The sequence below is a fragment of the Plasticicumulans sp. genome, from assembly GCF_035331805.1.
Lineage (GTDB): Bacteria > Pseudomonadota > Gammaproteobacteria > Competibacterales > Competibacteraceae > Plasticicumulans.
The window spans coordinates 2,782-15,892 of the sequence record NZ_DAOLKE010000054.1 but is presented as its reverse complement, the minus strand read 5'-3'; the positions used below and the strand labels follow the sequence as shown (position 1 = coordinate 15,892).

Annotated in this window: 13 protein-coding genes and 3 tRNA genes; 5 read left to right on the top strand and 11 right to left on the bottom strand. The window is 68.1% G+C overall.

Annotated features, from left to right (window positions below; genetic code table 11):
• Positions 1 to 143: 143 nt before the first annotated feature.
• From PKE44_RS06195 to PKE44_RS06160, 8 genes are all read right to left on the bottom strand, one after another.
• Positions 144 to 220: transfer RNA gene (locus tag PKE44_RS06195), tRNA-Asp, on the bottom strand.
• A 16-nt stretch (positions 221 to 236) separates the two neighbouring features.
• Positions 237 to 312 (bottom strand) — tRNA-Val (locus tag PKE44_RS06190).
• A gap of 14 nt (positions 313 to 326) precedes the next feature.
• Positions 327 to 599 carry an HU family DNA-binding protein gene (locus tag PKE44_RS06185; RefSeq protein WP_324549123.1) on the bottom strand — a complete coding sequence of 91 codons (273 nt, stop codon included), beginning with the start codon at positions 597 to 599 and terminating at the stop codon, positions 327 to 329.
• Between the two features lie 161 nt (positions 600 to 760).
• Positions 761 to 3,205 (bottom strand): endopeptidase La, encoded by a 2,445-nt coding sequence (gene lon, locus PKE44_RS06180; protein WP_324549121.1) that lies wholly within the window; start codon positions 3,203 to 3,205, stop codon positions 761 to 763.
• Between the two features lie 140 nt (positions 3,206 to 3,345).
• Positions 3,346 to 4,623, bottom strand: a complete 1,278-nt coding sequence (gene clpX / locus PKE44_RS06175; RefSeq protein ID WP_324549119.1) for an ATP-dependent Clp protease ATP-binding subunit ClpX — start codon at positions 4,621 to 4,623, stop codon at positions 3,346 to 3,348.
• 230 nt (positions 4,624 to 4,853) lie between these two features.
• Entirely contained in the window at positions 4,854 to 5,489 is a 636-nt protein-coding gene (gene clpP / locus PKE44_RS06170; protein ID WP_324549117.1) for an ATP-dependent Clp endopeptidase proteolytic subunit ClpP, read from the bottom strand.
• Between the two features lie 22 nt (positions 5,490 to 5,511).
• Positions 5,512 to 6,840 carry a trigger factor gene (gene tig, locus PKE44_RS06165; RefSeq protein ID WP_324549115.1) on the bottom strand — a complete coding sequence of 443 codons (1,329 nt, stop codon included), beginning with the start codon at positions 6,838 to 6,840 and terminating at the stop codon, positions 5,512 to 5,514.
• 86 nt (positions 6,841 to 6,926) lie between these two features.
• Positions 6,927 to 7,011: transfer RNA gene (locus PKE44_RS06160), tRNA-Leu, on the bottom strand.
• A gap of 130 nt (positions 7,012 to 7,141) precedes the next feature.
• Between PKE44_RS06160 and PKE44_RS06155 the strand changes: the two genes are divergently transcribed.
• The 5 genes from PKE44_RS06155 to PKE44_RS06135 all read left to right on the top strand — a co-directional run bounded on the left by PKE44_RS06155 (position 7,142) and on the right by PKE44_RS06135 (position 10,440).
• Entirely contained in the window at positions 7,142 to 7,717 is a 576-nt protein-coding gene (locus PKE44_RS06155) for a helix-turn-helix domain-containing protein (protein ID WP_324549112.1), read from the top strand.
• 113 nt (positions 7,718 to 7,830) lie between these two features.
• Positions 7,831 to 8,478 carry a DedA family protein gene (locus PKE44_RS06150; RefSeq protein ID WP_324549110.1) on the top strand — a complete coding sequence of 216 codons (648 nt, stop codon included), beginning with the start codon at positions 7,831 to 7,833 and terminating at the stop codon, positions 8,476 to 8,478.
• A gap of 13 nt (positions 8,479 to 8,491) precedes the next feature.
• On the top strand, positions 8,492 to 9,061 hold the full coding sequence (locus tag PKE44_RS06145) for a hypothetical protein (RefSeq protein WP_324549108.1): 570 nt from the start codon (positions 8,492 to 8,494) through the stop codon (positions 9,059 to 9,061).
• 8 nt (positions 9,062 to 9,069) lie between these two features.
• A complete protein-coding gene (gene rlmM / locus PKE44_RS06140; protein WP_324549106.1) occupies positions 9,070 to 10,140 on the top strand; it encodes a 23S rRNA (cytidine(2498)-2'-O)-methyltransferase RlmM in 1,071 nt (356 codons plus the stop codon).
• Between the two features lie 12 nt (positions 10,141 to 10,152).
• A complete protein-coding gene (locus PKE44_RS06135) occupies positions 10,153 to 10,440 on the top strand; it encodes a ribbon-helix-helix protein, CopG family (protein WP_324549104.1) in 288 nt (95 codons plus the stop codon).
• 22 nt (positions 10,441 to 10,462) lie between these two features.
• On the opposite strand, the gene PKE44_RS06130 is transcribed toward PKE44_RS06135, so the two are convergent.
• From PKE44_RS06130 to PKE44_RS06120, 3 genes are all read right to left on the bottom strand, one after another.
• Positions 10,463 to 10,870 (bottom strand): type II toxin-antitoxin system VapC family toxin, encoded by a 408-nt coding sequence (locus tag PKE44_RS06130; RefSeq protein ID WP_324549102.1) that lies wholly within the window; start codon positions 10,868 to 10,870, stop codon positions 10,463 to 10,465.
• A 1-nt stretch (position 10,871) separates the two neighbouring features.
• Complete coding sequence (gene vapB / locus PKE44_RS06125; RefSeq protein WP_324549099.1) at positions 10,872 to 11,111, bottom strand: type II toxin-antitoxin system VapB family antitoxin; 240 nt, start codon at positions 11,109 to 11,111, stop codon at positions 10,872 to 10,874.
• A gap of 110 nt (positions 11,112 to 11,221) precedes the next feature.
• Positions 11,222 to 13,111, bottom strand: a 1,890-nt coding sequence (locus PKE44_RS06120) for a P-loop NTPase fold protein (protein WP_324549097.1), incomplete at its 5' end; no start/stop codon positions are given.

Genomic DNA, 13,111 nt, shown 5'->3' with positions numbered 1-13,111 from the left:
CCCGCGACCCCCGGCGTGACAGGCCGGTATTCTGACCAACTGAACTACCGCTCCGCAGAGCATTCCCGAAATGACCGGATCTGATCGCCAGGTAATGGCCGACCCGAATCCGGATTACCTCGTATTACATCCTGCAGCGGAGTTGGCGGAGCGGACGGGGCTCGAACCCGCGACCCCCGGCGTGACAGGCCGGTATTCTGACCAACTGAACTACCGCTCCGGAATTCCGGCTGCATTGGTGGGTGCTGAGGGGTTCGAACCCCCGACCCTCGCCTTGTAAGGGCGATGCTCTCCCAGCTGAGCTAAGCACCCCCCGGAAGAGCGGGCTACTTTAAGGCATCCTTCAGCGCTTTGCCAGCCTTGAAGACGGGATTTTTGGAAGCCTTGATCTCGATCGCCTGCCCTGAACGCGGGTCACGACCGGTCCGTGCAGCCCGCTCGCGCACCGAGAAGGTGCCGAAGCCCACCAGCGTGACCTGATCGCCCCCCTGCAAAGCACTGGTGATGGCGCCGAGCACGGCCTCCACCGACCGGCCGGCGTCGGACTTCGTGATTCCGGTGGCATCCGCAACGGCATCGATCAGTTCCGATTTATTCATTATGTGTACCTGTGAGTACCTGATGATTTACCGGTTGTAATGATGGCGCTTTCCGATGGCGTACGGCCTTAACAGAAGTCGGCACATCCGGAGCCGCCACCCGCTCCACTGTGAAGTGGCCGAGGTTATAGCTTGGCGTTTCCGGAAGTGTCAACAGCGCTTCAGTGCGGACGCACCGGTTCGGAAGCAGCCGGACTGCGGGCCGGCGTCTCCTGACTGACCGGCAGTTCAGCATCCGGTTTGGAAGGCTCCGGCAGATGCACGAGCGCCTGGGCCAGAATTTGATCAATCCATTGCACCGGCCGCACTTCGATTTTCGCAAGAATATTCTTGGGAATTTCGGCCAGATCCTTGCGATTGTCTTCCGGAATCAGAACCGTGGTAATGCCGCCGCGATGCGCCGCCAGCAGTTTCTCCTTGAGTCCGCCGATCGGCAGCACGGCACCGCGCAGCGTGATTTCTCCGGTCATCGCGACGTTGGCGCGCACCGGAATGCGCGTCAGTGCCGAGACCAGCGCCGTGCACATGGCCGTGCCGGCACTCGGGCCATCCTTCGGCGTCGCTCCTTCCGGCACGTGGATGTGCAGATCCTGCTTTTCAAAGAAGGCCGGATCGATGCCGAGCGCATCGGAGCGGCTGCGCACGACCGTCATCGCCGCCTGGATGGACTCCTGCATGACCTCGCCGAGCTGGCCGGTATAGGTCAGCTTGCCCTTGCCCGGCATCAGCGCGGCTTCGATGGTCAGCAGTTCACCGCCGACCTCGGTCCACGCCAGTCCGGTCACATGGCCGATCTGGTCCTGATCCTCGGCCAGCCCGAAACGGAAGCGGCGCACGCCGAGATATTTGTCGAGCGTCTTCGGCGTCACCGCGGTGCGCGCCCGTTCCTCGCGCGGTTTCAGCAGGATGCTCTTGACCGCCTTGCGGCAGATTTTGGAAATCTCGCGCTCCAGATTGCGGACACCGGCCTCGCGCGTGTAATGACGGATGATGTCACGAACCGCAGCCTCGCGGATTTCCAGTTCATCGGCATGCAGGCCATTGGCCTCGACCTGTTTCGGCACCAGGTATTTGAGGGCGATATGGGTCTTTTCGTCCTCGGTATACCCGGGCAGCCGGATGACCTCCATGCGATCGAGCAGCGGCCCCGGAATGTTCAGCGAATTGGCGGTCGCGACGAACATCACGTCCGACAGGTCGCAGTCGACTTCCAGGTAATGGTCGCCGAAGGTGTTGTTCTGTTCCGGATCGAGCACCTCCAGCAGCGCCGAACTCGGGTCGCCGCGAAAGTCCATCGACATCTTGTCGATCTCGTCGAGCAGGAACAGCGGATTGCGCGTGCCGATCTTCGAGAGGTTCTGCACGATCTTGCCGGGCATCGAACCGATGTAGGTGCGCCGGTGGCCGCGGATCTCGGCCTCGTCGCGCACGCCGCCGAGGCTCATGCGCACGAACTTGCGCCCGGTCGCGCGTGCGATCGAGCGGCCGAGCGAGGTCTTGCCGACACCGGGCGGTCCGACCAGACACAGGATCGGCCCCTTGAGCTTCTTGGCGCGCTGCTGCACGGCGAGGTATTCGAGGATGCGTTCCTTGACCGTCTCCAGGCCGTAGTGATCGGCTTCGAGGATACGCTCGGCCTCGGCAAGGTCGTGGCGGATCTTGGTGCGCTTCTTCCACGGCACCGACACCAGCCAGTCGATGTAATTGCGCACGACCGTCGCCTCGGCCGACATCGGCGACATCATCTTGAGCTTGTTCAGCTCGGCGACCGCCTTGGCCTTGGCCTCCTTGGGCATGCCGGCCTGTTCGATCTTCTGCGCGAGTTCGTCGGCCTCGTTCGGTGCATCCTCCAGGTCACCCAGCTCCTTCTGGATCGCCTTCATCTGCTCGTTGAGGTAGTACTCGCGCTGGCTCTTCTCCATCTGCTGCTTGACGCGCGTGCGGATGCGCTTCTCGACCTGCAGGATGTCGATCTCGCTCTCGACCAGATGCAGCAGGTGCTCCAGCCGGGCATCGACCGACTCGATCTCGAGGATCTTCTGCTTCTCGTCGAGCTTCAGCGCCATGTGCGCGGCGATCGTGTCGGCCAGGCGCCCGGCGTCCTCGATGCCGGCGAGCGAGCTGAGCACCTCGCCGGGGATCTTCTTGTTGAGCTTCACGTACTGGTCGAAGATGCCGAGCAGCGAGCGCATCAGCACCTCGGTCTCGCGGCTCTCCTCGTAGTCGGCACCGATGATCTCGATGCCGGCGGCGAAATAGGCGTGTTCGTCACTGAAACCGGTGATGCGCGCCCGCTGCCCGCCTTCGACCAGCACCTTGTCGGTGCCATCCGGCAGCTTCAGCAGCTGCAGGATGTTCGACAGCGTGCCGATGCGGTACAGATCCTCGACACCGGGATCATCGACCTCGGCGCTCTTCTGCGAGACCAGCAGGATGCGCTTGTCGGTCTGCATCGCCGCATCGAGTGCCGCGATCGACTTCTCGCGCCCGACGAACAGCGGGATGACCATGTGCGGGTACACGACCACGTCGCGCAGCGGCAGGATCGGGATCGGATGCGAGTCCGGAAGGGGATCGGAATCGTCGGTAAGCGGCCTGGGCTCCATCACGAATCCTCGGCGTGGCGGCAACAGCTCGTCCGCGGGCGGGCAGGCCGGAAGGCGACGGCCGGATGCGTGCTGACACACGGCATCCGGCGCACAGGGGGCTCGGGGGCAGATCGACCACCCCCGGCACGGCGGGGGGATCAGTCCGAGGAAGCGGCGCGGCGCGGGCCGGCGTTCTCGTAGATCATGAACGGCTTGGCATCGCCACGCACGACGCTGTCATCGACGACGACGCGGCTCACGTCATCGAGGCTCGGCAGGTCGTACATGGTGTCGAGCAGCACGTGTTCGAGGATCGTGCGCAGGCCGCGGGCACCGGTCTTGCGCTCCATGGCCTTGCGCGCGACCGCGCGCAGGGCTTCGTCGCGGAACTCGATCTCGCAGTTCTCCATCTCGAACAGGCGCGCGAACTGCTTGGTGATGGCGTTCTTCGGCTCGGTCAGGATGCGCACCAGCGCCGCCTCGTCGAGCTCGTCGAGCGTCGCGATCACCGGCAGACGGCCGACGAACTCGGGGATCAGGCCGTACTTGATCAGATCCTCGGGCTCGACGTCGCGCAGGGTCTCGCCGGTGTTCCGGCTCGGGGTCGGACTCTTGACCTCGGCCGAGAAGCCGATGCCGCCCTTCTCGGAGCGGCTGCGGATGACCTTGTCGAGACCGGCAAACGCACCGCCGCAGATGAACAGGATGTTCGAGGTATCGACCTGCAGGAACTCCTGCTGCGGATGCTTGCGCCCGCCCTGCGGCGGCACCGAGGCGATCGTGCCCTCGATCAGCTTCAGCAGCGCCTGCTGCACGCCTTCGCCGGAGACATCGCGCGTGATCGACGGGTTGTCGGACTTGCGCGAGATCTTGTCGATCTCGTCGATGTAGACGATGCCCTGCTGCGCCTTTTCGACCTCGTAGTCGCACTTCTGCAGCAGCTTCTGGATGATGTTCTCGACGTCCTCGCCGACGTAGCCGGCTTCGGTCAGCGTCGTCGCATCGGCGATCGTGAACGGCACGTTCAGCAGCCGCGCCAGCGTCTCGGCGAGCAGCGTCTTGCCGGAACCGGTCGGGCCGATCAGCAGGATGTTGGACTTGGAGACCTCGACCTCGTCCTTGCCACGGCGCAGTTCGAGGCGCTTGTAGTGGTTGTAGACGGCGACCGACAGGACCTTCTTGGCCTGGTCCTGGCCGATCACGTACTCGTCGAGGACCTTCTTGATCTCGTGCGGCTTCGGCAGCTTGCTGCCGGCGCTCGGCGTCTTCTCCTCCATCTCCTCGCGGATGATGTCGTTGCAGAGCTCGACGCATTCGTCGCAGATGAAGACGTTGGGACCGGCGATCAGCTTGCGGACTTCGTGCTGGCTCTTGCCACAGAACGAGCAGTACAAGAGCTTGCCGTCATCGCCCTTGTCGTTTCGGTCTTTGCTCATGGTGCGATCCTCACGCGGTGGGCGGCCCTGATGTGCGCCGCGATCGGCCCCGTGCCGGTACGGAGGCCCGGCGCAGACAGTGCGCCGTGCGGATGGAAACAGCAGGAATGTGACCTGAAGGGGACCAGCCCGTTCGGTCGTATTCAACTACGCCCGTCCGGTCATGGCAAGGAAACGCACCGCCCCCGGCCGGAGGGAGCCGGACCGGGGGCGGGCTGTCAGGGCAGGGATCAGGCGGTGGCCGGAGCGCTGCGCTGGCTAAGCACCGAATCGATCAGCCCGTATTCGACCGCTGCCTCACCGCCCATGAAATTGTCACGGTCGGTGTCCTGGGCGATGCGTTCGAGCGGCTGGCCGGTGTGCTTGGCGAGCACGCGGTTCAGGCGGTCACGGATCAGCAGGATCTCGCGGGCGTGGATGTCGATGTCCGAGGCCTGGCCGCTGAAGCCGCCGAGCGGCTGGTGGATCATGACCCGCGAGTGCGGCAGGCAGTAACGCTTGCCCTTGGCGCCGCCGGCGAGCAGCAGCGCCCCCATGCTGGCCGCCTGGCCGACGCACATCGTGCTGACCTGGGGCCGGATGAACTGCATGGTGTCGTAGATCGCCATGCCGGCACTGACCGAGCCGCCGGGCGAGTTGATGTACAGGTGGATGTCCTTGTCCGGATTCTCGGCTTCGAGGAACAGCAGCTGCGCCACCACGAGGTTGGCCATGTAATCCTCGACCGGCCCGACCAGGAAGATCACGCGCTCCTTCAGCAGGCGCGAGTAGATGTCGTACGCGCGTTCGCCGCGTGCCGACTGCTCGACCACCATCGGCACCAGATTCAGTGCCTGGATGTCGGAACCGCCCTTGCTCGGGTACATGTCACCTGTCTCCTGCCGCGGGTCAGGCGGCGTTGTCGGCGGTGGCGGCCGGTGCCGGGGCCGGGCGCATCACCGCATCGAAAGTGCTGGGCTGCTCGGTGACGCTGGCCCTGGCGAGCACCCAGTCGACCACGGTGTCCTCCAGCGCCAGCGCACGCAGGCCTTCCATCGCCTGCGGATTCTTAAGGTACCACTGCATGACCTCGTTCGGGTCCTGATAGGTCGAGGCCATCGTCGTCAGCTGTTCGACGACGCGCGCCGGATCGGCGGTCAGCTTCTCCTGCACGACCAGCTTCGAGATCAGCAGGCCGAGCGCGACGCGCCGGCGGGCCTCCTCGGCGAACACCCCCTCCTTGATCTTGTCGGCCTCGGCGTTGCCGGCACTGGCCGCCGGGAAGCCGGCCTGCTGCGCGATGCGGTCGATCTCCTCGGTGACCAGCACCTTCGGCAGTTCGATCGGGTTCGCGGCCAGCAGTGCGTCCATGACCTGCTTCTTGACGCGGGTCTTGATGCCCTGGCCCAGTTCGCGCGTCATGTTGTCGCGCAGCGCCGCACGCAGCGACTCGACGCTGCCGTCCTCGACGCCGAAGGCCTTCGCGAACTCCTCGTCGACCGGCGGCAGGCTCGGCTCGGCGACGACACCGGCATTCAGCGCGAAGCGCGCCGTCCTGCCGGCGAGTTCCTGCGCGTGATAGCCCTCGGGAAAGCTCACGGCGATCTCGCGCGCCTCGCCGGCCGCAATGCCGATCAGGCCGTTCTCGAAGTCCGGCAGCATGCCGCCGGCCCCGAGCACGACCGGCACGTCATCGCCCTTGCCGCCCGGGAAGGCGACACCGTCGATCGTGCCCTCGAAGCTGACGGTGACGCGATCACCGGTCTGCGCCGGGCGCTCGACCGGCGTCCACACGGTGCGCTGCTTGCGCAGGGTTTCGAGCATCGAGTCGATGTCGGCGTCGCTGACCTCGGCGACCGGGCGCTCGACGGCAATGCCTTCGAAGCCCTGCAGCTCGAATTCGGGCAGGACCTCGAAGGTCGCCGCATAGGCGAAGTCACCTTCGGCGGCTGCGGACGGCGAAATCTGCGGGCCGGCGGCCGGGCGCAGGTTCTGGCCGCTGACGGCTTCCTGGAAGCTCGACTGCATCAGCTCACCCAGGACTTCCTGCCGGACCTGGCCGCCGTACATGCGCTTGACGACCTTCAGCGGCACCTTGCCGGGACGGAAGCCGTCGAGCTTCACGCGGCGTGAGAGATCCTGCAGGCGCTGTTCGATCTCCTGCTCGATCCTGGCCGCGGGAAGCTGCACCGTGAGCCGACGCTCGAGACCGCCGAGCTCCTCAACTGAAACCTGCATCTGGGTACCCCTGATCATCCGGAACGAAGCGAAAAGGCCCGCGTCGCATCGCCTGTGCACGGGCGCGCGCGGACCTCGCTGGACACTGGTGCGAAAGGAGAGACTCGAACTCTCACGGGTTGCCCCACTGGAACCTAAATCCAGCGCGTCTACCAGTTTCGCCACTTTCGCGTCGGTTCACCGCCGGGTGCGGCGAAAGCCGGTGGATCATACACAAAAACATCCCGGCCGCAGCCTTGCCCGCCGGGCGGCAGCGGCCATAAAGTCACCGGCCGACCGCCGCCGCCCGAGCCCACTTCCCATGCAGCGCACCGATTTCGGCGCCATGTCCTGCCCGATCGCCCGCGGCCTCGAACGGGTCGGCGAATGGTGGAGCATGCTGATCCTGCGCGACGCATTCCTGGGCCTGAGCCGCTTCGACGAGTTCCAGAAGAGCCTCGGCATTGCTCCGAACATGCTGGCGCGGCGGCTGGCGCATCTGGTCGAGGCCGGCCTGCTCGAAAAGCACCGCTACTGCCAGCGCCCGCCCCGCCACGAATACCTGCTGACCCGCCGCGGCGAGGATTTCCGGCCGGTGCTGCTGACGCTGCTCGATTTCGGCAACCGGCACTACGCGCCGGACGGCTGCCGGGTGCAGCTGGTCGACACCGACACCGGCGAGCCCGTGGAGCTGGCCCTGATCGACCGCCGCACCGGCGCCGAGATCAGCCGCGACCGCCACCGCGCCAGCCCCGGCCCGGTGGACGATGCCGACATCGGCCAGCGGCTGGCCTTCTCCGAAGCCCTGCGCAGCGACCCGGACAACCGCCCGCCCTACCCCGGCCTCCCCGAACCGTCACCGGCAGCCGTGCCGGGTCCGCCTGAAACCGCATCGTAAGCCGCCGCCGGCACCGCCGGACCCCGGCCGCACGCCCGCGGCCCGGCCGGTGCCTGTGCTGCAGCGCACACGGCAGGTAGCATGGATGTTCCGCTTCCGCTCCGGACCCGCGCATGGAATTACTCGCCCAGTTTCTCGACATCGTCCTGCACCTCGACAAGCACCTCGCGATCCTCGCCGCCGACTACGGCCCGTGGCTGTACGCGATCCTGTTCGCGATCATCTTCTGCGAGACGGGGCTGGTCGTGACCCCGTTCCTGCCCGGTGATTCGCTGCTGTTCGCAACCGGCGCGCTGGCGGCGGGCGGCGCGCTCGACGTGCATGCGGTGTTCCTGCTGCTGATGCTCGCGTCCTTCCTCGGCGACAACACCAACTACTGGATCGGCCACTTCCTCGGCGAGAAGGTCTTCCGGCCCGATGCACGCGTGCTGAAGACCGCCTACCTCGACAAGACCCACGCCTTCTACGAGAAGCACGGCGGCAAGACCGTGCTGCTCGCGCGCTTCGCACCGATCGTGCGCACCTTCGCGCCGTTCGTGGCCGGGGCCGGCAGCATGGAGTACCGGCGCTTCACCGGCTTCTGCGCGCTCGGCGCGCTGTGCTGGGTCGGCAGCTTCGTCTACGCCGGCTACCTGTTCGGCAACATCCCGGTGGTCAAGAACAACTTCACGCTGGTGATCCTCGGCATCATCGTCGTGTCGCTGCTGCCGGGCGTCATCGAGTACGTGAAGCATCGCCGCGCCACGGCCGCCGGCACCTGAGGCCCGTCCGCCCATGCCCGATCGCGTCCGCCATCTCGTCGCCCCGGAGCTGCCGGCGGCCCTCGGCGCCGACCGTGCCGCCGCCGTGCTCGCACGCTTGCAGGCCGGCGGCATCCTGGCCGGCGTCGAATCCGCCTGCTTGCCGGAGGCCGCCGCCGGCTACGCGCCCGGCCCGCACTGCGCGCAGGCCCTGGCCGAGCCGCGGGATGCGCGCGCCGTCGAGCGCCTGCAGCGGCTGGCGGTCAACGGCGTGCTCGTGCGCAGCGGGCGCATGGTCTACCACGGCAGCGCGCTCGGCAGCGCCGGCTGTCCGCACTGCGGCAAGCCGCTGGCGATCGCCGGCGACCCGCGCTGGTTCGATGCCGTCGAACAGTGGCTGCTGATCGGCGAGGACGCCGACGAGGGCCTGCTGCTCTGCACCGGCTGCACGCTGCTCGCACCGGTCACGAGCTGGCCGTGCGAGCCCGCGGTCGGCTTCGGCTGCCTGGGCCTGAGCTTCTGGAACTGGCCGCCGCTCGCGCCGGAGTTCGTCGCCGGCCTGGAAGCGCTGATCGGCGCGCCGCTGATCGAAGTCGGCGACTGAGGGCCGCCATGACCGACACGACCAGCGCCACGACGCTGCTGCTGTGCTGCCGCGCCGGCTTCGAGGGCGAATGCGCAGCCGAGATCCAGACCCGCGCGGCCGAAGCCGGCTTCGCCGGTTTCGCGAAGGCGAAGCCCGATTCCGGCTATGTCGCGTTCCAGCCCTACGGCACCGACGCCCGCGCGTTCGCCGCCGCCCTCGATTTCAGCGCGCTGATCTTCGCGCGCCAGTGGATCGCCTGTGGCGAGCTGCTGCGCGAGCTGCCGGTCGATGATCGCGTCACGCCGCTCCTGGAGGCCGCGCGCGGACTCGCCGACGGCCCGTTCGGGGCGCTGCGCGTCGAGACGCCGGACACCAACGAGGCCAAGGCGCTGTCGGCCTTCTGCCGGCCGTTCGAGAAGGCCTTCGCCGCCGCCGCGCGCAAGGCCGGGCTGCTGCTCGACGACGCGCGCGCGCCGCGCCTGCACCTGTTCTTCCTGTCATCGGCGGCCGGCTGGGCCGGGGTCTCGCAGCCCGGCAACAGCTCGGACTGGCCGATGGGCATCCCGCGGCTGCGCTTCCCGAGCGGTGCGCCGAGCCGCTCGACGCTGAAGCTCGAAGAAGCCTTCCACGTCTTCCTGCCGCCCGATGAACGCGAACGCCGGCTGCGTCCCGGCATGACGGCGGTCGATCTCGGCGCCGCCCCGGGCGGCTGGACCTGGCAGCTCGTGCGCCGCGGCCTGCGCGTCGCGGCGATCGACAACGGCCCGATGGACGAAACCCTGATGGCCTCGGGCCTCGTCGAGCACCGGCGCGAGGACGGCTTCCGCTTCCGCCCGCGCGAGCCGGTCGACTGGCTGGTCTGCGACATGGTCGAGCAGCCGGCGCGCATCGCGCAGCTCGTCGCCGGCTGGATCGCCGATGGCGCCGCGAAGCAGGCGATCTTCAACCTGAAGCTGCCGATGAAGAAGCGCTGGGCCGAACTGCAGCGCTGCGAGGCGCTGATCGCCGAAACCCTGGCCGGCTGCCCGTACCGGCTGGCGCTGAAGCAGCTCTATCACGACCGCGAGGAGGTCACGGGCTGGTTGCGACGGGGGTGAGCCTGCGGCTGCATGGATCGTCATCCCCTGCGCGGTCGGCAGGCACCGCGACCGGAGCAACCCCATGCACCGCACGACGCTATCCTCGACGAACAGCTCGCCCTGTTGCTGAAGCAGATGGCCGAGCACCGGCAGCGACCGGTGCCGGAACTGATCCGCGAAGCGCTGGGCGAATATGCCGAACGCCGAAACCCGGGTACCGTCCGCAAGCTGCCCGGCGTCGGCGCCTACCGCAGCGGACGCAGTGACGTATCCGGACGCGCAGAGGAATGGCTCGGCGAAGCGCCGGAGCGGGCGTAGCAAGTCGCACGCCCTACGCGACTCAACGGCTTCCAACCCAATTTTCGATCTGCAATCCCGGGTAATCGGCGAAATCGCGCTCGTTGTTGGTGACGAGCGTGACTGCAAGCGCAAGCGCATGGGCGGCGATGAGCTTGTCGAGCGCATCGCGCTTGCGCTCGCGGGTGGCGAGACGGATGGCACCGTAAGCCTCGGCTGCCCCGGCATCGAACGCGGCGACCGGAATGTCGCCCAGCAGCGCGGCCAGCGCCGCGGCGTTCTGATCGCGACACTCGCCGGAGCAGACGACACCGTATTGCAGTTCGGCCAGGGTGATCGCCGACATCACCACGTCGCCGACGTAACACTCGGCAAAACGCGCCGCGACTTCGGGCGGATGGTGCTTCATCAGATAGATGCAGATGTTCGTATCGAGCATGAAGCGCGGCATATCACCAGCCGTCCCGTTCGGCTTCCTCGTTCTCGCCCCGCCCGTCAGCCATGAAATCGGGCGAGAAGGCAGCGAAGCGGGCGAGCACGCCGTCGAGCCGGCGACGGGCGGGACGGATGCGCAACTCGTCCCCGATCCGCTCGATTTCCAGTTCGAGGTCAGTGCGCTCGTAGGCCAGCTCGGCTGGGATGCGGATGGCCTGCGCATTGCCGTTGCGAAAGACGCGGGTCGTGGTCGCCATGGTCGCCTCCGTGGATATACGTGTCGACACGGGTGCAGACCATGGCGACACCCCGGAGACACGTCAAGCCGGCGGCCGGAACGCAACCGGCGGGCGACGGCCGGCCCGCATCAACGGATCGCCACACCTTCGCTGAGCTTCAGGAAGCGGCGCACGGCCGCGGGCGACGGCGGCCAGCTCGCGTCGCCGAAGTGCGCGCGGTGGCGTTCGACGGCTTCGGCGAGGGCACGGGCCTGCGCCAGGCTTCCGGCCGCAGCGGCCCCCTTCGTCGCGTCCGCCGGCGTGAGCGCCCCTGCCTCCGCGACCAGAGCCTGCGGATCGACCAGCTGCAGCGCCCCGAGCGCCACCAGCAGCGGCTCCGGCAGGGCGTCATCCGCCGAGTCCGGCTCGGCCCGCACCCCCAGCCAGCGGCGCAGCAGGCGCTCCAGCGGATCGGTCGCAGGCTCGGCCGGGCGCTGGCGCATCGCGACGTAGCGGATGCGGTTCTGGTAGCGCTTCAGCGTCCGGGGCGTCGGCCGGTGGTGGCTGAGCAGATACGGGTACCAGATGTCGAGCGCCTCGCCGAAACGCGGTGAATCGCGCACGACGATGTCCGGCCGGCGCAGGGCGGCTACCAGCCCCCCGAGCAGCAGCGCCAGCGCCGGCACCGCGACCAGCAGCGGCCACGGCAAGCCGGCCTGCTGGCCGATCACGCTGGCAGCGCCTTGCGCCGCAGGCATCGGCGCAGACGATCCGGCCGGGACCGGGCGGGTAGCGCCGCCGGCCGCATCGGGGCTGCCGGCCGGTGTCGTCGTCGCCGGGCCGACCGTCGCCGGCGGCGGCAGCGCCGGTGTCAGGCCGGCCAGATACAGTCCGCCGGCTGCCGCCGCGATGAACAGGAAGAGGCCGGCAAGCACGCGCAGGCCGCTGCCCAGCCGTTCGCGCCAGCGGTGCAGGCGCAGTCCGGCCTGTTCCCGCGCAGCCGACTCGCCGGCGAGCATGCCGCGGCCACGCGCCGGATCGGTGCCGTCGAGCAGCGGCACCGGCACCTCGAGGTTGATGAGTTTTTCGAGGTAATCGCGCGCGTAGCGCTGGCGCTTGTCGCGGGCGCGGGCCTCGTCGCTGCGGGTATCCGCCGCATCGCTGCCCTGATCGACCATCTCCTGCGCCAGCTCCCGGAACGCCAGCCCGAGGGCGCCCTGCACCTTTTCCTTGTCGATGCCGAGCACGATGAAGCAGTCGCCGGCCGAGACGAGGAAGTTGACGACCTCCAGCATCTCCAGCACCTGCGTCGGCTGGCAGCGATCGAGGTCGTCGATCAGGATCAGCATCGTGCGCGGCGCGAGCGCCTGCGTGACCTCGGCGAACTCCTGCCGGTAGCGGTAGCGGAAGCTCGTCTGCGCGCCGAGATCGCTGACGCGGGTCTTGGTCGCGAGGCTCGCAAGCAAGGCTTCGGGCCTGACGCCGAAGGCGCGCACGGCCCTGACCGCCGCCGTCAGCGCCGTCAGCGCAGCGATCAGCGCCGCCAGCCCCTGAGCGAACGCGGCCGGCCGCACGGCAGGCTCCGCCTCCGGAGCAGGCGCAACAGAGGCTGTCGCAACGCCTGCAACCGCCCTTCCCTGCCCGGCACCTGCATCCTGCCCGGAACCGGCAGACGCATTTGTCGAGGTCGTCCCGGCCCCAGAGTCCGGCGGGTTGCCGGCGGCCTTCGCAGCGGCAAGCCCGGAGGGGTCTTCCGATGATTTCGCCGGTCCGGACTTCGGCGGATCGGCCTGCGACTCCCGGGCCCGGATGCCGGCAACGACCTGCTGCGTGATCGCCCAGGCCCGCTCGAAGCGCAGCGGGAAGTCCTGCAGGAAGTAGGCCCCGGACCAGCAGGCGAGCAGCACGAACAGCAACGCCCACGGCCAGTGCTGACCAGAGCGCAGCCACAGCAGCCGTGCGCGAAAGCGCAGGCCGTCGAAGCCGAGCGGCGACGGGATCGCCTGCCGGCGGATGCCGTCGACCAGCGCCGCGAGCAG